We start from the raw sequence: 22,536 nt of genomic DNA on the forward strand, positions 1-22,536 counted from the left end.
ATATCGCCAAGGCTCACAGCAAGGACAAGAAAACGAGGTATTATTACTACTGCAAAAACACGGTAACACCTACCGGGCATGAGTGCAGCTTCCGACTGAATATTGAGCAGACGGAAATCAACAAGTTTGTGGCAAAGATTATATCCGCTATGGTCAACAATCCCCGGTTTGTAGAAGCGATTCAGGCGAAAATCGGATCGGCCGTTGATACAGAGGATATGGAAAAGCAGATCGCCGTCCTGCAAGGACAGTTGAAGCAAGCCTTTGGAACGAAAAGCCGCTTGGAGCGTCAGATGGACACCTTGGACATCAACGATGCCCAATATGACAGAAAGATTTTGGACTTGCAGCGCCGCTATGATGAGCAGTATGATACCATAGAGGATATCGAAGTTCAGATTGGCGAATTGCAAAGCCAAATCCGCAGCATTCAGCAGGAGAAAATCTCCGGCGACAATATCTATCGGCTCTTACTGGCATTTGATGAAGTCTACCATTCCGCAACGGAAGCGGAACAGAAAGAGTTTATGAAAGCCTTTATCGAGCGAATTGAAATGTTCCCGGAGAAAAGGAAAGACGGAAGCTGGATAAAGAAGATCGTATTCAATTTCCCTGTGCCTGTTGATGGCGAGGAAGTGAAAGAACTTCCCTTGGAAACTGAAACAACCGTCAAGGCGGTGGTTCTTTTATCCAAACTTCATACCGACTGACATATCAAGGAAGAAATGAATGAGGGAGTGCATTTTATGGAAATCATTGAGGTCAAACAGGTAAATGATGAATTTGCTGAAATGGTCGCACAGTTTCGGGTAGAATTGCGTTCTTATAAAGGTGTGGTATCAAAACCCAATCTGGAAGCTGGGCGTGACGAGATGGAAGACTATCTCTCTGCCCAGTTTCCGGTGTTTGCCGCACTAGTGGATGGTAAATATGCGGGCTACATGGTTTGCCGTATCGATGGTGGGGTTGTGTGGGTCGAATCCCTCTTTGTCAAAACGGATTTCCGCCGCCAAGGTGTCGCCACAGCTCTGCATAGCAGAGCCGAGGAAATCTCAGCTTCTTTTGGAGGCGATACCGTTTATAACTACGTTCATCCCAACAATCACCGTATGATTGAATTTCTACGGAAACGCGCCTATACTGTTTTGAATTTGATTGAGATCCGCAAACCCCATAAAGAGGAAACGTTAACGCGGCAAATTACGGTCGGCGAACATGCTTTTGATTATTAATTGGGAATGGAACTGCGGTCAGATTTGATGTATTTCATTCCCCCGTTCCTGTGATGGGCGGGAAGTAAAAGGGGCTTCCTTGCAATCCGGGACAATGTTCGAGTGCGTTGTGATGCTTTAACAGGACGCGGATTGAAAGGAGAGCCGCTTATGAAACGATTGCTTGCTCTGACCTGCAGTTTTGCGTTTTTGCTGGTTGGGTGCGCCGCCGGGCATGCCGTTTCTTCTTCGGCCCAGAGTGCGCCCGCTGTCTCCCCTGCCCCGGCGCCCACCGCCAGTCCGCTGCCCCGCCCCACGCCCGATGACCCGGACGAGGCCCGGCTGCTGGCCGCGGTGGAAGAAGCCTCCGGCCGGGAAATGTTGAACCACATCTGTCTGGACCTTGATGGGGACGGTGCAAAGGAACTTTTCGGCGTGTGCGGCGCGTCCGACCCGCACAGCAATATGGTCTGGTACTGCGGCGGGGACACGGCTGAGTGCAGCGTCGTTTGCCGGGCGGAGCCGGAGCTGGATGTTTGTACTTTAGAGGTGTTGAACGCGGACGGAGAGAACCATGTGGCGGTGAACCGCCATGTGGGCATGGGTACCACTGCTTTCTTTTCCATTCTGGCTCTGCGGGACGGCGAGGTCGTCTGTCTGGCGGACAACCAGCCCGGCAACGTGAGAATGACCGACGCGGGCGACATCGTCCTTTATGTGGAGAGCTATGACGGCGCGTATCAAGCCGCCGATGATCTTATGCTGCTGCACACCGTGAAAGGTACCTACATCTTCTTCTACGGCGAGACCTACAAAGAGTATGGGGCCACGGAGTTGACGGAAGAAGAATTTTCCCAGTTCAAAAACGCCGGCGATTTGAAGGCCGCGATCGAACACGACCTGCGCTTTGATGACTACGACCGGCTGGAATATCGCTATTTCCTGCGTTCCAACGGCATTTTGCAGGTCCAGTGCGACTTGCACGACGACGCCGGGAATATTTCCTTCGGCTATTACACCGTGCGCTGGAAGGGCGACGAATTGGAGTTTTCTCCTCTGAGTGACCGTGAGCCAGGGCAGATGGCCGCAAGTCTGTCCACACTGGACGTGGTGTACTGAAAAAAACAGCGAGGCCGCAGATGCTCAATCTGCGGCCTCGTTTTGCTTATCCTTTGCTCAGGCTGTCCAGCAGCCCGGTGCAGCCGGCCAGCACATCCCGCCAGGTGGCTTCAAAGTCCCCGGTATACCAGGGGTCCGCCACCTCGCCGGGGCGGGCGGTGTAATCCAGCAGGGCGTGTATTTTGTGCTCCGGGTCGCCGCCGAAAATACGCTCCATGTTCCTCAGGTTGGCAAAGTCCATACCGATGAACAAATCCCAGTCGGCGTATTCCGCCCGGCGCACCTGCCGGGCCGTTTTGCCGTCGCAGGAAATGCCGTGCTGCGCCAGCATCCGACGGGCGGGCGGATAGACCGGGTTGCCGATCTCTTCCGTACTAGTGGCCGCGGAGGCGATGGTGAACTGCGCCCCAAAGCCCGCCTTCTTCACCAGGTCTTTCATCACAAACTCTGCCATGGGGCTGCGGCAGATGTTACCATGGCAGATGAACAGTATCTTGGTCATCTCATCTACTCCCCTTCAAAGGCCTGCCGAGCAGGAAAATCACACTTTGCATTGTATCATACTCCGACGCGCTTGCATACCCGTACTCTGCCGCCCGGCCGAGGGGTCATTTTTGCCGGTTCAGCGCGGCCAGACCTGCCACCAGCGCGATAGGAAAGGCCCCCGCCGCCAGCAGCCCTGTTTTCAGATCGCCGCCCGCCAGTTCGGAGACAAAGCCCACCGTCATCGGCCCCATCGTGCCGCCAAAATCGCCGGCCAGCGCCAGCAGGGCGAACATGGCTGTGCCGCCTGCGGGGCAAAGCTGCGCGGACATGCTGATGGTGCCCGGCCACAGGACACCCACAGAACAACCGCACAGGGCGCAGCCCGCCATCCCCAGCGCCGGGGAGGGCGACAGGGACGCCAGCAGGTAGCAGCCGACGCACAACACGCCGCACCCCAGCATGAGCATCTTTTGGGGCAAATTCCGGCTTAGCCCGGCGCAGAGCACTCGGGACAGACCCATGAAAACCGCGAACAGGCAGGGGCCCGCAAGGTCGCCGACGGTTTTGGGCACGCCCGTCGCGGCTTCCGCAAAGGCGGACGCCCACTGCGTCATCGAGTTTTCCGCCGCGCCGGCGCAGGCCATCAAAAGGATCAGCAACCAAAACACCGGCAGGCGAAGCAGCCTGCCTGTTCCCAGCCCCTTCCCTTCCTCGACCAGCCGCCCAATGGGGCAGACGGCGAAGTTCAGGACATTGGCCAACGGCACAAGCGCCCACAGCAACGTCAGGACGCGCCAGTTCTCCAGGCCGAACACCGTGAAAAAGAGCGTTGACCCCAGCACCACCGCGACCATGCCCCAGCAGTAAAAGGAGTGCAGCAGGCTCATGCGGCTCTCCTTGTGTTCAAAGGGGCAGGCCTCCACGATGGGGCTGATGAGCACCTCTATCAGCCCGCTGCTCACCGCATAAATCATCACGGCCAGCAAAATTCCCGCAAATGGCAAGGGCAGCACGTCCGGCAGAATTGCCAGCAACGCCAACCCTGCTGCCGCCAGGACATGGGCCGCGACCACGCAGGCCCGGTAACCCACTCTGTCCACAAATCCCGCCGCGGCAAGATCCACCAGCAACTGGGTCATGAAAAACACGCTGGGGATCAGCGCAATCTGGGCAAAAGAGATTTTGTAGGTTTTTGGGAAAGTCAGAAAAAGCAGCGGCGCAAAATTTGCGCAAATTGCCTGCGTTACATAGCCCAGGTAACAGGCGTGCAACGTTTTTTGATACTTTGTTCGTTGGGTCATAGTGGTTCCTTTCCGCTGTGCTCCGATTTCGGCGCAAGCCGTCGTATGGCATTATAACAGCAAAACCAGAACCACATAAGGGATAAATCCCCCAAACAGTAGAACTATTCTCCCAAATCGCGCACATGACCCGGCGTGTAGCCGTAAAGTTTGCGGAGCTGGCGCGCGAAGTAGTTGGGCGAGCGGAACCCGCAGGCGCAGCAGACCTCCTGGACAGTCACGGAGCGGTCGTGCAGCAGTCGGTGGGCGGTTTGGAGCCTGTGTCGGATGAGGGCGCTCACCGGGGAACAGCCCATGTACTCCTGAAAGCAGCGGGTGGCCTCGCTGCGGCCGACGCTGGCAGCCCGGGCGATGTCGTCCACGGTGACCTGCTCCTCGTAGTGCTCGTAGATGTACGCCAGCATCTGCTGCACCCGCACCTGAGAACGGAGCTGGACGCGGGTGGCCGGGCAGCGGGGCAGCGAGTCCAGGTTGCGGAAAAGATACTCGAACAGGCTGCACAACAGGCGCTGCACCCTCATCTCCCAACAGACCGGTCGCAGACGCAGGCAGGAAAACAGTTCATCCAGCAGGCTGTGTACTTCCCCGCAGCGCTCGTCCTGCCGCCGGAACATCACAAAGGGCAGCGACGCGCATTTCGCCACGGGGGCGATGTATTTTTGATGGAGCACACCGCTCTCCGGCCCGATCAGCGAGCCGGAAAACACCGCGATGGGCATCGGGTCCGGCGCGTCGCCGCCCACCTGCTTTACGCCGTGCAGCAGGTTGCCGTTCACAAACAGGCTGTCCCCCGGCTGCAGCAGGATGCGCTCCTGTCCCACCTGGTACTCCAGCGTTTCCCGCTCTGCCCGGGCGATCTCGAAGTCGGGATGCCAATGCAGAGGGCCTTCCCGGTTGGGCAGTTCCGAAAGTTCATTTTCAAAAAAGCTGATGGGGAAATCGTTTGATTCACGGGCGATCTGCTCCCGCAGATGCCGGTCCAGGATGACAGGCACGGCACTCTTCCCTTTCTTAAAACGTTCTTTTTTCAGTATAACAGGAACATCCCGTTTTTTCCATCTGCCGCCTTGTGTTCCGTTTGACATCTCTTTTGAAATCTGATACAATGGTCAGCGTTCATCGGAGGGTGAGCAGCACTGATGAGGCTGTGAGCTGGATAAGATGGCAGGTGAGATCCCTGCTTTTCTTATCCGGCTCTTTTTTTGCGGCAGCTGTGCCCCGGCGGTGAAAATGATCCACAGGGAGGATATCATGAGTCGGGCCAACACACAAAATCTTCTTCAGGGAAACATTCTTCGCTCTCTTATCTCCTTCGCGTTCCCGGTCCTGCTGGCGCTTTTTCTGCAGGCCATGTACGGCGCGGCGGATCTGATCATTGTCGGGCAGTTCGCCGACACCTTTGAGCAATCCGGAGTGGCATCCGGCAGCCAGCTTTTCAACATGATCACCATGGTCATCACCGGCCTGACCATGGGCGTGACCGTCTTTGTAGGCGACCGCATCGGAGCCGGGAAGCCCGAAGAAGCCGGCCGGGGCGTGGGGACCGGCATTGCGATTTTTGCCGTGCTGGCGGTGGCCGTGACGGCGCTGGTCGTTCCCTTCAGCGATTCCCTGGCCGCCTTTATGCATGCGCCGGCGGAGGCATTTTCGCAGACCGGGGCCTATGTGAAGATCTGCGGGCTTGGCACCGTTTTCATCACCGCATACAACGTGATCGGTGCGGTCTTCCGCGGCATCGGTGACTCACGCACCCCGCTGCTCACTGTGGTCATTGCCTGCGCCATCAACGTTTTGGGCGACCTGGTGCTGGTGGCGGGTTTTGGCATGGGAGCCGCCGGCGCCGCCATTGCCACCGTGTCCGCCCAGGCCATCAGCGTGGTGTTCTCTCTCTATTTTATCAGCAGGAAAAACCTGCCCTTCGCCTTCTCCAAAAAGTTCATACGCTTTGACCCCGCCTGTTTGAAAAAAATTCTGCTGGTGGGCGTGCCCATCGCGCTGCAGGAACTGCTGGTGCAGTTTTCCTTTCTGTTTATCCAGATGGTGGTCAACAGCATGGGCGTGATGGAGTCTGCCGCGGTGGGCGTTGCGGAGAAAGTCTGCGTGTTTCTGATGCTGGTGGCCTCTGCTTATATGCAGTCCATTTCGGCGTTTGTTGCCCAGAACAACGGCGCCGGAGAATTCGAGCGTTCCCGCAAGGCGCTGTTTTACGGCATCAAGACCGCGTTGGCCGCCGGTTTTATCATGGGCTCCATCGCATTTTTTGCGGGGGATTTGCTGGCCTCTGTCTTTTCCGGCGAGGCACAGGTCATCGCCTTTGCCCACGATTATTTGAAAGCTTACGCCATCGACTGCCTGCTCACCGCCATCCTCTTCTGCTTCATCGGTTACTTCAACGGCTGCGGAAAAACTGTTTTCGTCATGGCGCAAGGCGTGTTCGGCGCGTTCTGTGTGAGGATCCCGGCGGTCTATTGGATGAGCCGGCTGGAAGGCGCTTCCCTGTTCCACATCGGTTTGGGCACGCCCATCTCCTCCGTGGCGCAAATTCTTCTCTGTGTGGCGGCTTACCGCATCTATCAAAAAAGCGCAAAACGCTGACACACAGCTCCGTGCACTAAACCAAAAAGGGTGCTGCCTCATCGGCAGCACCCTTTTTTACTGATAGAAGATTTTTGGGGATTACTCTTTGTCGACCCAGATGGGGCTGGACCAGGCCATATGCTCGTCGGGCTGGGTGACGCGGACATAGTAGTAATCGCTCGCGCTGCGATCGCTGTCCGCCCAGGTGACGTCGCACGCGTCGGAACCCGGCTCCCAGGTCTGGATGACCTGGTTGTTCTTCAGCAGCTCCACCTTCACAGTCTTGGTGCCCAGCACGCTGATCTCGAACTGGACAGGCTTGCCTTCCGGCACCTTGATCTCGCTGCCCATGGGCTGACCCTCCGCCTTGAAGGAGAGCAGGATACGGGCGCCGGTGGTGCCGTAGGTGCGGCGGTCGTACATAGCGTCCCAGATGCCCGCCCGGTCATGGGTGGGGGTGTAGATGGCAACGATGCCGCCTTCCACGCCGTGCTCCATCTGGTGAGAGTCGCTGCCGGCGGTGAAGCCCATGCGGTAGCCGCGGGCCAGAGCGTCCTGCACGCTGCGGCGGGGGAACTTCTTGATGTTCTTGGTGTACTTGCTCCGGCTCTCGAAGTCCTCGTAGGGGGCGTGACGGGAGTAGATCTCCGCCAGGCGCTCCACCTGGTCGTCGTGGAAGGACCAGTCGGTGGCCGCGCTCACCATGCCCCAGTCGGCGGCGGGGTGGTGCGGGATGCACATGGCGCGGTACTTCTTGATGCTGGCGTACAGGTCGGTGGGGGTGATGCCGCTCTTGTCGCCGGAGCGGAAGATGTCACCGTCATCGTCGCGGAAGTAGACGTTCTTGTGGCCGAAGTCGTACTGATACTCGTTGGGCGTCCACTCGAAGGAGAGGATGCAGGTGAGCTCGTTGTCGGTGTCCATGAGATGGGCGGTGGTGCGCATCAGCTCCCACTCGGACTGGGAGATCCAGTCGGGGTAGCAGTCATGGTCGGTCAGGCAGGAGAACTGCAGGTTCGCCTTGGCACGGCTGCGGCGGTAGTACTGGTCGATCTTGCCCATACCGTCGGAAATGCCGCTCTGGCCGTGGATGTCGCCGAAGAGGAGCTTGCCGGTGTAGCCGTTCTTCTTCAGCCACTCCGCCACTTCCTCGTCGGTGCGGCGGTCCAGATGCTTCTCGGCAGCGATGGGGATGCAGAAGTTGTTCTCCGCATGCTCGGTGGAGGGATCCTGGCGCTTCTCCACGTCTTCGGCGGTGAAGCGGGTGATGACGGCCTGGGCATTGCGGTCATAGTGGCCGTTGCGGAAAGCGAACTGCCAAGCCATGCAGATGGTGCCGTCCTCGCCCACCAGCAGAGAGGGATACATGGCGCAGTGGATATCCTCATAGGACATCTGAGCGCCCTCGGTCCAGCTGCCGCCGGCCTGGCGCACACGAACCTGGACCTTGTCCTTGCCCCAGGTGTAGGCGACCGCCTGCAGGCCCTTGGAGTTGGAGGCCACCGCCAGATCCATGTACCAGCCCACGTTCTCGGTCAGGGTCTGGACAGGAGCGGCGCACAGCGCGCCGTCGCAGGCGGTGAGGTCGGAGGCGTAGACGCCGAAGGTGGCGCCGTAGCCGAAGGTGTACCAGCACACGGTGGCGCCGGTGGGAGCGGGCATGATGCGGGGAGCGCAGACCCAGTCCTCGCTCTGATCCACACGGATCTCCTCGCTCCAGCCGGCGGCGGTCTTCACGCGGGCCATCACGTCATAACCGCCGTTGCGGTAGGCGTCGTAGGTCACATAGAGGTTACCGTCGCCGCCCTGGCAGGCGTTGGCGCGGTAGGCCTCGGCAGAGACAGAGATGACCTCGGCCTCGCCGGCGCCCGCCTCGCTCAGCGCGCAGGTGACCGCCTGGGCGCCGTTCTTGTACTGACGGGTCCACATGATATAAAGGTCGCCGTTCCAAGCGTACAGGCAGGGGTAGAGCACAGCCTCGCCGTGGTCGACCACGATGGTCTCGCTCCACACGCCGTCCTTGACGAAACGGGCCAAAACAGACCACTGACGGTCTTTGGCTTCGCTCCAGGCGAACCAGATCGCGCCGTCGTGGGCCAGGGACACGGGATAGAGGACCTCGCCCTCACCGGAAATGGTCTGCACGTCCTTCAGGCCGTCTTCGCCCAGAACGCCGACCTTCAGCGTGTCATGCCGGTTCTTGAAAGCCTGATAGTGAACATACACCGCGCCGTTCTGAACGGCCATGCCGGGGAACTGAGCGCTCTCGCTGTAGATGTCCGTGACAGGCATGCCTTCGGGAGCAACCGGAATACGCGTTACAAGTTCTTTCATGTTTTCTCCTTTCCTTCGTCCGCTTCGTAGAGCAGACGGACTGTCTCACAGCCGGACAGGCAAAAATTTTGGATATAGCCGGGGAAATACTTTTTCGGGTCGGATGCGCCGCTCAGTCGTCCTCGTGCTTGCCCACACCGGCGGGGGCCTGGATGTGCCGCACGCCGAAGGCCAGGACCAGCAGGGTGGCCAGATAAGGAAGCATCTGGATGAGCTGAGAGGGCACGCCCTGGCCCTGGAGGTAGATCTGCACCGCGTCGCAGAAGCCGAACAGCAGGGCGCAGGGTACGATGTAGAGCGGGTTGTAGCGGCCAAGGATGTTGATGGCCACCGCGATGTAGCCGCGGCCGGCAGTCATGTCCCGGACGAACATGTTCAGCTGGTCCAGAGACAGGAAGGCGCCGCCGTAACCGGCCAGGATGCCGCAGATGATCACGCCCGAATACTTCAGCGCGTGCACCCGCAGGCCCATGGAGCTGGCCGCTCTGGGGTTCTCGCCCACCATGCGCAGGCGCAGGCCGTAGCGGGTCTTGAACAGAACGATCCAGCCGATGACCACCACAGCGATCATCACAAAGAAGTTGAAGGACTGCTCGCTGATGATGGGGATGGGGCCGCCGATGGAGGTATCGATGGAGTCCACCATTTCGGAAGTGCCCTTGTTGCCCCAGACGATCTGCATGAGCAGCGTGGTGATGGCGGTGGCCAGCAGGTTCAGGCCGATACCGCTGATGACCTGGTTGACCTTATAGCGAACGCAAAGCACAGCGTGGAACAGGCCGATGAGCATACCGCCCAGCATGCCGCAGAGCAGGCCCACCACAAAGCTGCCCGAGTAATAGGAGCCCAGCACAGCGCCGAAAGCGCCGCACATCATCATGCTCTCCAGGCCCAGGGCCATAACGCCGCTTCGCACCGAGAAGGCACCGCCCACAGAGGCGAAGATCAGCGGCGTGGACATGGACACCGTGGAGGCCAGAATGGGGATCAGATATGTAAGAATAATACCCATCTCTTATGCCTCCTTTGCCACTTTGGCGGCTTTCTTGCCGCTGTAGTTGTTCTTGATGTGGAGCATTCCCTTGACCAGCAGAGGCGCGGACACGAAGATGACCACCATGGACTGGATCACATCCACGAATTCCGTGGGGATACCGGTGCTGCGGTTGAGTTCCATGGCGCCCGCTTTCAGAACGCCGAAAACCAGGCCGGCGAAGATGACGCCCACAGGGTTCTCCGCCGCCAGAGCGGACACGGCGATGCCGTTGAAGCCGTAGCCGGAGGAGAAGCCGTCGATCAGGCGGCGGTCAACGCCCAGCACATGGCTGGCGCCGGCCATGCCGGCGATGGCGCCCGAAATGCACATGGAAAGGATCAGCACCTTGCCAATGCTGATGCCGGCCGTCTCGGCGGCCTTGGGGTTCAGGCCCACGCAGCGGATCTCGTAGCCCAGCGTGGTGCGGTTGATGAACCAGCGCACCAGGATACAGGCGATCACCGCAATGATGATGGCGATGGTCAGCTGATAGGACTGGAAGATACGGGGCAGGCGGGCGCTTTCCACCACACGCTCGGTCTGCGCCACGCTGCTGCCCTCGGCCAGCATGGGACCGTTGAGCAGGTAGCTGACGAACAGGGTCGCGATGGTGTTGAGCATAACGCCGGCAACGACCTCATTGGAGCCGAACTTCACTTTCAAAAAGCCGATGAGAGCACCGAAGAGCGCGCCCAGGATCAGGCCGCCCAGAATGGCCAGAGGCAGGTGGATCACCATGGGCAGGTGCAGGTCCACAGTGCCCACGATGGCCGCGCCAAGCGCGCCCATGTAGAGCTGGCCTTCCACGCCCAGGTTGATGAGGTTGGCTTTCTTGGCCAGCGTGAAAGCAAGGCCGGTGAAGATCAGCGGAGTCGCCTGGGTCAGCGTCTGGGCAATGCCGCGGAGGCTGCCGAAGGCGCCGGCGATGATCGCGCTGTAGGCCTCGAAGGGATTATAGCCGCTGACAGCCAGGATCACGGCGCTGATCACAATGGAGATCAGCAGGGAGATGATGGACAGCGGCGCGCCGTCCAGGCGGGACAGTCGGTTCTCCCGCTGAACATCGTTCTTCTTTTTCATGCGCTCTCCCCTCCCCCTTCTTTGCCGCCTGTCATCAGCAGGCCCAGTTCCATCTCGTCCCACTCGTCGTGGTTGCTTTCGGCCACGATACGGCCGTCATAGATCACGGCCACACGGTCGCTGAGGCGGCGCACCTCATCCAGATCGGCAGAGATGAGGATGATGGCCTTGCCCTGGTCCCGCAGGTCCAGCAGACGGCTGTGGATGAACTCCTGCGCGCCCACGTCCACGCCGCGGGTGGGCTGGGCAGCGATCAGAACATCCGGGTCCTGGCTGAACACACGGGCAATGATGACCTTCTGCTGGTTGCCGCCCGACAGCGAGGAGCATTTCTCCAGCACGTTGGGCGTTTTCACCTTGAACTCCTCCACCTTCTCTTCGGCGAAGGAGTGGATGGCGCCGGCCTTACGGATGCCGCGGTTTGCGAACTTGTTCAGCTTGTGGTAGCCCAGGATGATGTTGTCCTCAATGGACAGAGGCGTCACAAGGCCGCGCTTCAGGCGGTCTTCGGGAATGTGCCCCACGCCGGCGGACAGGAAGCGGGCCGCGTTGCCGCTGAGGGGCTCCCCGTCCTTCAAAAGGGTCATGGAATCCGGCTTGCGCAGGCCGGTGAGCACCTCGATCAGCTCGGTCTGGCCGTTGCCCTCAATGCCGGCAATACCCAGAATCTGTCCTTTGCGGACCTTCAAAGCCAGGTCCTTCAGGACCGGCACGCCCTGGATGGTCAGGTTCAGATTCTTGACCTCAAAGGCCACATCGCCCGGGTCGTCCCGGTGGCGCGTGAAAGACAGATCGACCTTTCTGCCCACCATCATGAGGGCCAGGTCGTTGATGCTGCAGCCCTTGACGGGCAGCCCCGAGTCGATCATGACGCCCGCGCGCAGCACGGACACCCGGTCCGCGATCTCCTGCGTCTCCTTGAGCTTGTGGGTGATGATGATGATGCTCTTGCCCGCAGCCTTCAGGTCCCGCAGGACCACGAACAGCTCCTCCACCTCCTGAGGGGTGAGCACCGCGGTGGGCTCGTCCAGGATCAGGATGTTGGCGCCCCGGTAAAGGGCCTTGAGGATCTCCACGCGCTGCTGCTGGCCCACCGAAAGGGTCTGGACCCGGGCGTTCGCGTCAATGCCGAAATGATACTCCTCGATCATCTCGGCCACTTTTTTGCTGGCGGTCTTGTAGTCGACAAAGGGGCCTTTCACAGGCTCACTGCCGACGATAATGTTTTCGGTGACCGTCATCACCGGAGTCAGCATGAAGTGCTGGTGCACCATGCCGATGCCCAGCGCAATGGCCTGGGACGGGTGCTTGATCGACACCTTCTTCCCGTCAATGAGGATCTCGCCCTCATCACAGGTCGTCATGCCATACAGCACGTTCATCAGGGTGGATTTACCGGCTCCGTTTTCACCCAGGATGGAGTGGATCTCGCCTTTCTCCACCTCGAAATTCACGTTATCCAGCGCCCGGACAAGAGGGTACTGCTTAACGATTCCGTGCATCTCTACCGCGTTCATGGCGGCATAGCCTCCTTTCTGCTATCGTCATGCGCATCCGGCCGCCCCCTCGGGGCCAAAAGGCAGGCGGCTTTGCGCCTTGCCTGACCAAAGATGCGCATTGCAGCGACGGGCCGACCTGCTATTACACATAACGGGCGCTCCCGCAAGCGGAAGCGCCCGCCGTTATGCGGTGCAGATCGTTTCTACCCGTTCTTTCCAGTGCTGCTTACTTGCTGTACTGGTTGGCAGCGACCCAGCTGTCGATCTCGTCCATGCTCTCGGGGGGCACCAGGGTGCCGTCCACGATCTGCTGACGGATCTCCTCGATGGCAGCCTTGATGTCGTCGGGGACCACCACGTTGGACTGAGCGTCGTCGTAGCCCACAGCGCCCTCGGCCAGGCCGGTGATGTGCACGCCGCCGGACCAGGTGCCGTCGATGACAGCCTTCACTTCGTTGTAGACCATCTCATCCACCTTGCGGGCGGCGGTGGCAACGATGTTGTCGGGGTTGAGGTAGTTGACGTTGGCGCCCACGCCGAAGGAGTACCGGCCGGTCTCCTCAGAGCAGGTGTAGATGCCCATGCCGGACGCGCCGGCGATGGCCTGGATGAAGTCAACGCCCTGGTTGTACATGGACAGAGCGATCTCCTTGCCCTTGGCGGGGTCGTTGAAGCTGTCCACGTTGCCCTCGATGACTTCCACGTCGGGGTTGACGTACTTGGCGCCGGCGATGTAGCCCACAACGCCCTTGCGCAGAGCGGGGTTATCCTGGCCCAGGATGACGCCGATCTTGTTATCCTCGTTGGCGAACTCCATGTCGCTCAGAGTGCCCAGACCGGCCATAACACCGGTGAGGAAGGTCTGCTCCTGCCACTTGGTGCTCACGCAGCTGATGGTGTCCAGATCCAGAGAAGAGTCGATGTGAGAGAACTTCTGGTCGGGGAAGTCCTCGATGATCTCGCTCATGGCGTCGCCCTGGTCAGAGCCCAGGCCGATGATCAGGTCATACTCGCCGCTCTCGGCCATGATGCGCAGGTCGGGGAGGTAATCGCTGGCGGTCTCCGGCTCCAGGTAGTCGAAGGTGATGCCCAGCTCTTCCTGAGCGCGGGTGATGCCGTCGTAAGCCATATCGTTGAAGTTCTTGTCGCCCAGGCCGCCGGTGCCCAGGACCAGGCCCACGTTAATGGTGCCGGCATCGGTCTCACCGCTGCCAGACGCCGCGGGAGTGCTGGTGGTCCCGTTGCCGCAGGCCGCCAGAGACAGCGCCATCAAAGCAGCCATAGACAGAGCAGCCATTTTCTTGAAGTTCATTCTGCTTCCTCCTTTTTCGTTGCAAACCACGTAAAATTGGAAATGGCATAATTCTACCTTTCCGTCGTCACTTTTATAATACAAAAGAAAAAAAAGCCGGCCAAGGCATACCCTTGACCGGTTTATGGACAAATTTAATATTCTTGCGCGGAATATGTATTATTTTGACTTTTCATGTCACATTTTTGACCCACGTTCCTGTTCCGGTGTCACACCTTTGTATTTTTTATAAAGGCGTGAGAAATATCCGGGGGTCGTATAGCCGACCCGTTCGGCGATCTCGTTCACCCGCAGGTCGGTCTGCAGCAGCAGTTCCTTGGCCCGGTCCAGACGGTACAGCGTGAGGTAAACGCTGAAGTTCTCCCCCACCTCTTCCTTGAACTGGCGGGAAAAGTACTCCGGAGAGCGATAGACCAATTTTGCCACGCCCACCATGGAGATGCTTTCCTGATAATGCTGGTGGATGTATTTCAGCGCCGTTTCAATGGAGGGTGAGCACCGGCCGCCATGCAGGCTCTTCAGCCGCCTGATCAGATCCAGGCACCGGTCCCGGCACTGCGCCAGCGAGGTCTGGATGGCCATCTCCTGGGGCGGCTTGTCCACCTCGTGATAATAGCGCTCCTCCACCGCCAGCACCAGCCGTCTGCTGTAGTCGATCCCCCAGGTGACGTCCTCCGCGCTGGGACGGGCCATATCCGCAAACCACGCCGTCAGGTCCTTTTGGGTCTCGTCGTACTGCCGCCGGGCGAGAAGGCCCAGGATCTCCCGCTTCTGCCGACGCAGTTCTTCCCGGTCCAGCGCTGCACGGCAGGCCAGCTTTTCGTAATACACCGTCTCCCCCGAGGGGTCGAAAAACAGCGCGGACAGCGCGCAGGCCGACTCCCGCAGCGTGCGGGGCGTCTCCTGCCGCAGCCTGGCCGCAGTGCTCACGCCCACGCCGCCGCTTGCGCCCAGAAGGCCGATCATTTTCTGCACCTGATCGCGCAGTGCGCCGTTTGTCTGGAGCACGATGTATTCGTGCTCCTTTTCGCTGGCCACCGCGGCGTACATCGGTTCGTCCGACCGTTCCCGCAGTTCCTGGGCCAGCCGTACCAGCCGCCGCCAGTCCTCCTGGGATTTCCCGCCGGGCACGCACAGCATCATGTAGGGCACGTTCTCATCCATGCCCTGCTTGGCCCAGAAGCTCTCGGCATAGCCCGGCTGCTCCTGGTCGCGGTAGAAGTTGTAGAGGTCGATGCAGCCGCTGGGCAGCACGTCCTGCTGCTTGTTGGCAGTGATGGTCTCCTTGGATTTTTCCACAAGGGAAAGGAAATTCTCAATGTCCGATGCCCGAAGCTCGGACTTGAGGAAATACTCCCGGGCCCCCAGCGAGAGGGCCTGCTTGGCATAGGAAAATTCGGCGTAGTTGGTCAGGATGGCGAACACCGTGAAGGGATAGATCTCCAGCACACGGCGCATCAGTTCCAACCCGTCCATACCGGGCATGCGGATGTCGGTAAAGACCACGTCCGGTTTGTATTCCTGGATGAGCGCAAAGGCCTCTTCCCCGTTGGGCGCAGAGTGGATCTCGTGCTCTTCCGATGAGCGCCGGACGCAGTAGATGAGCCATTCGCAGATGGGAGTCTCATCGTCCACCACCATAACATTCAGTTTCATTCCGCAGCCCCCTTCCCGTCACTTTCGCTTTCCTGGAACGGCAGCCGGAAGGTGACGCGGGTGCCGTGGCCCTCCCGTTCGGTAATCGCCAGACCGTACTCTTTTCCGTAATTGAGCTGGATCCGGTCGTGGACATTGCGCAGGCCCACCCGGTTGACCTGCACATCCTTATGCAGCACGGTCTCCCGCAGCTCCCGGGACATTCCCACGCCGTCGTCCTCCACAACCAGAATCAGCTGGGAATCCTCCCGCCGGGCGCTGATGCTGATGTGCACCATGGAACGGCCCACGCTGTGGAAGATGGCGTTTTCCACCACCGGCTGCAGGATCAGCGCGGGCACCCGGGCGTTCAGCGTCTGCGGCGAAATATCATAGCTGGCCTCGAAACTGTCCTGATAGCGGAATTTCTGGAGGTTCACATAGTCCTCCAGGGTCCTGACCTCTTCCTCCAGCGTGATGAACTCGTTGGAGCGGGAGATGGTGCGGCGCAGCAGTTTGGAGAAGTAGAAGATCATCTCCCCTGCCTCCCGCACTTTCCCCATTTCCAGCATGAAGCGGATCGAGGTGAGGGTGTTGTGGATGAAGTGCGGGTTGATCTGCGCCTGGAGGAAGTCCAGTTCAGCCAGCCGCTTTTGCTGTTCTCCCTGGCGCACCTCCCGGATCAGCCGGTCGATTTCGGCCACCATGGAGTTGAATTCGCTCTCGATACGGCCGAACTCGTCGCTGTGCTCCACCGGGATGCGCACGCTCAAGTCACCTTGTATCACCTGTTCCATCTTGTCGTTGATGCGGTTCACCCGCTGCTGCAGCCGCCGCGCGGTCAACGACAGAGCGCAGAACAGCAGAACGCCGCACAGGGCGATGATGGCCATGATGACGCTTCCCACCTGGGTCAGCGGCTCGAAGGCGATGGCCGAGTCCAGCCACTCCACCAGATACCAGTCGGTGCCCGAGATGCGCTCGCACAAGATGAACCCGTCCTTCAGGCTCTGCTCATTGCGGGCGATGTTCTCAAGCTCCTGGGGCGTGTAGCCGCAGTAGGTACCGATTTTCCCCTTATCCTTCGAGGAAACGATGGTGCCGTCCGAGTCCACCACCCAAAAGGTCACACCTTCCTTCTGGTATGTGCTGTACTGCTGGCACAAAATAAGCTCGGAAAGATCCAGCACCACCAGGCCCTTGGTCTCTCCGCTGAACAAATCGTCCATCCGGAGCACCATCTGAAAGGTGTAGACCATCACGCCGGTGCCCTGTGCGCTGACGTGGGTGGGCAGCATGGCCTGGTCGGTCTCGCCGGCAAGCAGCGGCGCAAGGCGCTCGTCCTGCCTGAGGGCGTCGAGGCTGAATTCATCGGTATTGTACGCCGCGGCGCGAAGCCCGCCGTTGCCCAGTACGCAGGTTTCCATCAGGGAAATGCTGTTGGTCCGGCTCATGTATTCGGTCATCAGATTGTTCAACAGCCGTCTGGCCTCTTTCCGGGCCTGCTCGTCCGAGCGTTCGGCCAGTTCCAGCATGGTGCTGTTGACCGCCACGCGCTCGCCGAATGTGCGCACTTCGGAAAGGGTGCGGGCAGTGGCGTCGGCCACCTGCTGCAGGGAGGAACGATTCAGGCGGATGAATTCTTCGCCCACCACCCGCCGGGCATAGCTGTAGATGCCAAGGCCCGCCGCGATCTGGACGACCAGAAGCAGCGCAAACAAAACGGCAAACAGCCGCGCAATAAAAACGCTCCGGCGCACCTTTCTCCCCCCTTGCATACAGCCCGGGGAACCCCGGGCTTTTGGCGCTTTGTTATTCTTATCATTTTACACGATTTTTACTTATTCGACAAGGCTTCTCCTCTTTTCACCCTGTCCACGCTGCGGGCGCTCCCGGCGCGCTGTTCCCCTCAGAAGCCGGCCTGGACAAACATCATCCGCCGGCGGAGCGGCCTTTTCCGCAACACAAAAAAGCGGCGGCGTTCCCCCTCTCGTCTCGGGAAAACGCCGCCGGAATATTCTGTTGTTTCGGGCTTGTTCAGACACCGCGCTCCGGTGGGCTGCCCAAGGTCACAGGATGATGCAGATGAGTCCGGAGCAACCCTCGTTGATGACTCGTTCCAGCGTCTCCTGCAGGCGGGCGCGGGCCTCCTGGGGCATATGGAGCAGCTTGTTCTGCAGCCCCTCGTTCACCAGCTCGTGCAGGCTCTTGCCGAAGATATTGGACTCCCAGATCTTGATGGGGTCCTGCTCGAAGTCCTGGAGCAGGCTCATCACCAGCTCTTCGCTCTGGCGCTCGGAGCCCACGATGGGCGAGATTTCGGTGTTGATGGTGGCCTTGAGCAGATGGATGGAAGGCGCGCTGGCCCGCAGGCGAACTCCGTAGCGCCCGCCCTGGCGCACGATCTCCGGTTCCTCCAGATGCAGCTCGTTCAGCGTGGGCATCACGATGCCGTAGCCGGTGGCCTCCACCTGCTCGATGGCGCTGCGGATCTTCTCGTACTCCCGCTTTGCCTTGGCAAGGCCGATGATGCAAGGCATCAGGCTTGCCTCGTCGCAGATCTCCAGCCCCGTGGTCTCCCCCAGCACCCGGTAGAAGATGTCCGGCTCCAGTTCCAGCTCCAAAACCACCTTGCCGGTGGCCAGCTGCATGCTGCGCACCCGGGCGCTCTTGAGGTATTCGCACTCCAGCGCGGCAGCCTGGGCCACATCCTTCATCTGGCTGACCGAAGCGGCGTACTCCTGCGCCGCCGCGTACACCGCGCTTTGCAGCCAGTGGTCCGGCTCCAGCATGGTGATCCACCGGGGCATTGCAAAGGCGATTTCCTTTACATCGAACTCATAGAGCACGCTTTGCAGGATACGGTCGATGGCGGCGCCGTCCAGGTCCACGCAGTTCACCGGCAGCACGGTGTGGCCGTATTCTTCCTCCATCTGCTGCGCCAGTTGGCGGGCGGGCGCGCCGTTCGGGTCCAGGCAGTTGAGCAGGATGACGAAGGGCTTGTGGATCTGGGTCAGTTCCGCAATGACCCGGGCCTCGGCGTCCCGGTACTTTTCCCGGGGAATGTCGCTGATGGAGCCGTCGGTGGTGATGACCAGGCCGATGGTGGAGTGGTCCCGGATGACCTTGCGGGTGCCGGTCTCGGCGGCCACGTCAAAGGGCACCTCCTCCTCGAACCAGGGGCTTTTGACCATGCGGGGCTTCTCGTTCTCCTCGTGGCCCATGGCCCCGTCCACCATATAACCCACACAGTCGATGAGGCGGGCGTTGAAGCTGCCGCCGCCCTCCAGGTCCACCCGCACCGCCGTTTCGGGAATGAACTTCGGCTCGGTGGTCATGATGGTACGGCCTGCCGCCGACTGGGGCAGTTCGTCCCGGGCGCGGGTCTTGACCGCGGGGACGGTGAGCCGGGGCAGGATGAGCTCCTCCATGAATTTCTTCACAAAGGTGCTCTTGCCGGTGCGCACCGGGCCCACCACGCCGATGTAGATGTCGCCGCCGGTGCGGGCGGCAATGTCCTTGTATACGCTGCTGCTTTCCATACGCCGGCCTCCTTTCAAACGGTCATGGGCACCAGCAGCCGGGCCGGGGCGGTCAGCTGCAGGTCCTCCAGATGATTCAGCTTCATCATGGCCGCGGGGGGCACATGATAGTGCTTGGCAATCTCAAAGATGTTCTCCCCCGCCGACGCGTAGCAGATGCGCAGGGCCACGTCCGGCTCCGGGTTTTCCAGCGCGGTCTCGCAGGTGATGGAGTCCACCACCGTTTCCTTGACGCGGCGGAACACAAGGCCCCGTACCCGGACAGAGACCCGCACCGTCACCTCGCCGCCCGCCGCCACAGGCTGGGCCGCCGTTACCACCGGCCAGCACTCGGCGCGGTACTGATCCGCCGTGCCAGGCCATACATCGGGAAGTGTGAAGTCAAAGGACTTGTCGTAGCAGTCGATCTCGCCCAGAGAGTTCATGCACAGCACATGGGCGATGGCCCGGCCGCCCAGGCCCACTCCGCCGCCCTCCGCGGCCACCCACTCCAGCGGATGCAGCGTGACCAGGCAGCCGATGATCTGGGCGTTCTCGTCCGGCAGCGTGCCCGAGGCGGTGGCTTCCACCGTGCGGTTCAGCGTTTCGGCCAGCTGCTCGGCAGTGACGGACTTATAGGTCACATCGGCGCTGTACTGGGTGGAAAAGGCGTCGCTGACCACGTAGCACTCCACCTGGCGAACCATGCGCAGATGGAGCATGGCGGTGACGGTGAGGGTGCTCGCTCCCTCCTGCCCCGCCGCCGCGGTGAGGGTACAGCCGATCATCTCCACCTCGGCAAAGGCGGTGGCGTCCTCCAGAGCGCTGTCCAGGTCGATGATTTGATTGAACGGCACCGCCTGTTCCACCGTTTCCAGCTGCCAGCCCGGCTGGCTGCGGTAGGTCAGCGCCACCTGGATGCGGCCCTTGACCACCGCCTTGCCGGTGATGACCTTGATCTCCTCCACCTGGCCCACGCCGGAAATGTCGATGACCGCCTGCACCTGGCCGGGCAGGGTCACCTCCTCCTCGGCGGTGAGCAGCTTATCCAGGTTTGCCACCGTCCGAAGCCCGTTGATGGGGATGAGTTTTTGCTCGGCGCCGCAGTCCGCCAGGGCGGTGATGATCTCCTGGTCGCTCTGGGCACAAACCTGGGCGGACAGGGCATAAGCACCCCGCACGTCTACCCGGCGCTGGTTCACTGCCCGGCAGTTGATGTATTCCACCTCGCCGTTGACTGTGACGGAATAGCCCTGATGCTGGCCCTCCGGCAGGTCCATAGCTCGGGTGAAGGGGATTTTCTGCTCCACCTGGCACAGGCTCTGGTCCTCTTCGGCCTGATAGTACACCACACACCGAAGATACCCTTCCACCGTGAGCCGCCCGGGCGCCACCTGCTTTTGCAGAGTGACGGGATAGACGAAGCACTTGACGATCTTAAAGACCTGCGGCAGATAGTCCGGGATGAGAAGTTCGGTCTCGATGGGCAGTTCGGCCTTGGTCTCCCACAGGCTGCCCATGGCGGATAAGGTATCTCTAAACACCTTGAGTTCCATTGTTTCGCCCCTTTCGCGTGTTCTGACATATGTATATTCACGCCGCAGGGGGCATATGCCGTAAAAGCGGACAAACAAGGCAGCGCCCGCGCACCGGCGTTTTCACCGGTGCGCGGGCGCTGCTGTTTTGCGGGGCGTCAGCCCTCTTTTTTGATCTTGAACAAGGCGCGCAGGAGCCCCGCGAGACACTTCGGACTTTTGACCACAACCACCTGCATGGCGCATCCCCCTTTTCCCTGTCACTTTTGTGTGGATACGCCATTATATCCTTTTGGGGCGGAAAATGTGCAGGTTTTTGTGGTTTACACGCTCATTTCGGGGCGCGGACCAGCAGCAGACTGCCGCGTTCCACCCACACTTCGGCGCCGCCGGGCATCGTCTCATTGCTGGCGCCCAAAGTGGCGTCCGGCACAAGGCGCGCGTTCTGCAGGGGGTATTTTGCCCCGGTGATGCCCACGCCCTCTGCCGTTCCTTCCAGCGGGAAGAGGGAGAAATAGGCATGGGGGTCGTGCTCTACTTTTACCGGTCGCCCGGGCAGCACATAGCGCAGCACCGCGCCCCGGCCGGCAATGGTCACCTCCGGCCCCTGCTTTGCCAGCCACAGGCCGGCGGCAATGGCGGCAAGGCTGTGGTCCAGCCGCGCGCCGCCCAGCACACCAAGAATGAGGACCTGCTCAAAGCCTTTTTCCACCGCGAGGCGGGCAGCATAATGGGTGTCGGTGTCGTCCTTTTCGGCGGGCAGCACCACCAGATTCTCCCCCTCGGGGCGGGGCGCGGAATCAAAATCGCCCACAATCAAGTCGGGCACGACGCCCAGCGTCCGGGCGTTCAGATAGCCCGCGTCGCAGGCAATGACATAGTCGCCGGGCAAAAGCAGCTTTTTCTGCTCCTGCTCCACAGGCCCGGCACCGATGATGACACAGCGCGGCATTGGAATGTCCTCCTTTTTTATGAAAAAAAGCCGGGGCTGGGCCCCGGCTTTGGCTTGGCTGTTCAGCGCACTTCCCAGTCCTTGACGTCCTTCACCTCGTCGTACATGGCGAGGTAGCTCTCATACCGGGTGGGGCTGATCCGGCCATCCTCCACCGCCGCGCGCACGGCGCAGCCGGTCTCGCTTCGGTGAGAGCAGCCGGTGAAGCGGCACTCTGGGATGAGGGGCGCAAACTCCGGAAAGGCGTACTGCAGGTTCTCCTTGGGAATGTAGCAGGCGCGGCCGGTGTCCAGGCTGGCAAAGCCCGGCGTGTCGGCCACAAAGCCGCCGAAGGCCTCGAAGATCTCCACCTCCCGGGTGGTGTGCCGGCCGCGGCCCAGCTTCTGGCTGATGGCGCCGGTCTCCCGGGAGAGCTGAGGCAGCAGGGCGTTGAGCAGGGTGCTCTTGCCCACGCCGGAGTTTCCGCAGAAGGCGCACAGACGGCCCTCGATCCAGCCGCGGATCTCATCCAGGCCCTCGCCGGACACATGATCCGCCACGATGACCGGCAGCGGCGAGAGGGCGTAAGCATTTTTCAGCTTTTCCGCTCCCGCCAGGTCGGACTTGGTGATGATGAGCACCGGCTGGGCGTCCTTGTCCGCCGCGATGGCGGAGAGCTTATCCAGCACCAGGGTGCTGGGGGTGGGCTGGGTGGTGCTGGCCACAATGAACAGCACGTCCAGATTGGCGATGGGCGGGCGGATAAAGACATTCTTGCGGGGCAGGATGTTGGCGATGACCCAGCTGCCCGCCTCCTCTTCCACCACCACCCGGTCCCCCGCCACGGGGGTAAGGTTGCGTTTGCGGAAAATGCCCTTGGCCTTGCATTCCAGAATGCGGTCTTCGGCTTTCACATAGTAAAAGCCGCCGATGCCTTTTGTGATATATCCTTCTGGCAT

At 60.5% G+C, this 22,536-nt stretch carries 18 protein-coding genes and 1 pseudogene; 4 read left to right on the forward strand and 15 right to left on the reverse strand.

Annotated elements, in window-relative coordinates; genetic code table 11:
* From ACMNAY_RS02195 to ACMNAY_RS02205, 3 genes and pseudogenes are all read left to right on the forward strand, one after another.
* Window positions 1–710: pseudogene (locus tag ACMNAY_RS02195) on the forward strand (recombinase family protein); the annotation flags it as partial.
* 36 nt (window positions 711–746) lie between these two features.
* Window positions 747–1,232 (forward strand): GNAT family N-acetyltransferase, encoded by a 486-nt coding sequence (locus ACMNAY_RS02200; RefSeq protein WP_418718217.1) that lies wholly within the window; start codon window positions 747–749, stop codon window positions 1,230–1,232.
* Between the two features lie 150 nt (window positions 1,233–1,382).
* Window positions 1,383–2,330: a hypothetical protein gene (locus tag ACMNAY_RS02205; RefSeq protein ID WP_418718218.1), complete on the forward strand. Its 948-nt coding sequence runs from the start codon at window positions 1,383–1,385 to the stop codon at window positions 2,328–2,330.
* Window positions 2,331–2,376: 46 nt separating this feature from the next.
* On the opposite strand, the gene ACMNAY_RS02210 is transcribed toward ACMNAY_RS02205, so the two are convergent.
* The 3 genes from ACMNAY_RS02210 to ACMNAY_RS02220 form a co-directional block, all read right to left on the reverse strand.
* Complete coding sequence (locus ACMNAY_RS02210) at window positions 2,377–2,832, reverse strand: low molecular weight protein-tyrosine-phosphatase (RefSeq protein WP_418718219.1); 456 nt, start codon at window positions 2,830–2,832, stop codon at window positions 2,377–2,379.
* Window positions 2,833–2,938: 106 nt separating this feature from the next.
* Window positions 2,939–4,117 carry an MFS transporter gene (locus ACMNAY_RS02215; protein WP_418718220.1) on the reverse strand — a complete coding sequence of 393 codons (1,179 nt, stop codon included), beginning with the start codon at window positions 4,115–4,117 and terminating at the stop codon, window positions 2,939–2,941.
* A 104-nt stretch (window positions 4,118–4,221) separates the two neighbouring features.
* Window positions 4,222–5,112 carry an AraC family transcriptional regulator gene (locus tag ACMNAY_RS02220; RefSeq protein WP_418718221.1) on the reverse strand — a complete coding sequence of 297 codons (891 nt, stop codon included), beginning with the start codon at window positions 5,110–5,112 and terminating at the stop codon, window positions 4,222–4,224.
* Between the two features lie 256 nt (window positions 5,113–5,368).
* Between ACMNAY_RS02220 and ACMNAY_RS02225 the strand changes: the two genes are divergently transcribed.
* Entirely contained in the window at window positions 5,369–6,712 is a 1,344-nt protein-coding gene (locus ACMNAY_RS02225) for an MATE family efflux transporter (RefSeq protein WP_418718222.1), read from the forward strand.
* 81 nt (window positions 6,713–6,793) lie between these two features.
* On the opposite strand, the gene ACMNAY_RS02230 is transcribed toward ACMNAY_RS02225, so the two are convergent.
* From ACMNAY_RS02230 to rsgA, 12 genes are all read right to left on the reverse strand, one after another.
* The gene (locus tag ACMNAY_RS02230) at window positions 6,794–9,028 is read right to left on the reverse strand and encodes a CehA/McbA family metallohydrolase (RefSeq protein WP_418718223.1); all 2,235 of its coding nucleotides are present in this window, start codon (window positions 9,026–9,028) and stop codon (window positions 6,794–6,796) included.
* Window positions 9,029–9,140: 112 nt separating this feature from the next.
* A complete protein-coding gene (locus tag ACMNAY_RS02235; protein WP_394967584.1) occupies window positions 9,141–10,040 on the reverse strand; it encodes an ABC transporter permease in 900 nt (299 codons plus the stop codon).
* A gap of 3 nt (window positions 10,041–10,043) precedes the next feature.
* A complete protein-coding gene (locus ACMNAY_RS02240; protein ID WP_394967586.1) occupies window positions 10,044–11,144 on the reverse strand; it encodes an ABC transporter permease in 1,101 nt (366 codons plus the stop codon).
* Entirely contained in the window at window positions 11,141–12,661 is a 1,521-nt protein-coding gene (locus ACMNAY_RS02245) for an ABC transporter ATP-binding protein (RefSeq protein WP_418718224.1), read from the reverse strand. Before ACMNAY_RS02245 ends, ACMNAY_RS02240 begins: the two co-directional genes overlap by 4 nt.
* 208 nt (window positions 12,662–12,869) lie before the next feature.
* Window positions 12,870–13,955: a BMP family lipoprotein gene (locus ACMNAY_RS02250; RefSeq protein ID WP_418718225.1), complete on the reverse strand. Its 1,086-nt coding sequence runs from the start codon at window positions 13,953–13,955 to the stop codon at window positions 12,870–12,872.
* Between the two features lie 177 nt (window positions 13,956–14,132).
* A complete protein-coding gene (locus tag ACMNAY_RS02255; RefSeq protein WP_418718226.1) occupies window positions 14,133–15,611 on the reverse strand; it encodes a response regulator transcription factor in 1,479 nt (492 codons plus the stop codon).
* The gene (locus ACMNAY_RS02260; protein ID WP_418718227.1) at window positions 15,608–17,350 is read right to left on the reverse strand and encodes a cache domain-containing sensor histidine kinase; all 1,743 of its coding nucleotides are present in this window, start codon (window positions 17,348–17,350) and stop codon (window positions 15,608–15,610) included. The genes ACMNAY_RS02255 and ACMNAY_RS02260 overlap by 4 nt, the downstream gene beginning before the upstream one ends.
* A 309-nt stretch (window positions 17,351–17,659) precedes the next feature.
* Window positions 17,660–19,132: a stage IV sporulation protein A gene (gene spoIVA / locus ACMNAY_RS02265; RefSeq protein ID WP_418718228.1), complete on the reverse strand. Its 1,473-nt coding sequence runs from the start codon at window positions 19,130–19,132 to the stop codon at window positions 17,660–17,662.
* A gap of 14 nt (window positions 19,133–19,146) precedes the next feature.
* Window positions 19,147–20,667 carry an SPOCS domain-containing protein gene (locus ACMNAY_RS02270; RefSeq protein WP_418718229.1) on the reverse strand — a complete coding sequence of 507 codons (1,521 nt, stop codon included), beginning with the start codon at window positions 20,665–20,667 and terminating at the stop codon, window positions 19,147–19,149.
* 137 nt (window positions 20,668–20,804) lie between these two features.
* Window positions 20,805–20,885, reverse strand: a complete 81-nt coding sequence (gene spoVM, locus ACMNAY_RS02275) for a stage V sporulation protein SpoVM (RefSeq protein ID WP_394959305.1) — start codon at window positions 20,883–20,885, stop codon at window positions 20,805–20,807.
* A 92-nt stretch (window positions 20,886–20,977) separates the two neighbouring features.
* Entirely contained in the window at window positions 20,978–21,598 is a 621-nt protein-coding gene (locus ACMNAY_RS02280) for a thiamine diphosphokinase (protein WP_418718230.1), read from the reverse strand.
* A 62-nt stretch (window positions 21,599–21,660) separates the two neighbouring features.
* Window positions 21,661–22,536: a ribosome small subunit-dependent GTPase A gene (gene rsgA / locus ACMNAY_RS02285; protein WP_394978124.1), complete on the reverse strand. Its 876-nt coding sequence runs from the start codon at window positions 22,534–22,536 to the stop codon at window positions 21,661–21,663.

The sequence above is a fragment of the Candidatus Allofournierella merdipullorum genome, assembly GCF_048426865.1.
Classification (GTDB): domain Bacteria; phylum Bacillota; class Clostridia; order Oscillospirales; family Ruminococcaceae; genus Allofournierella_A; species Allofournierella_A merdipullorum.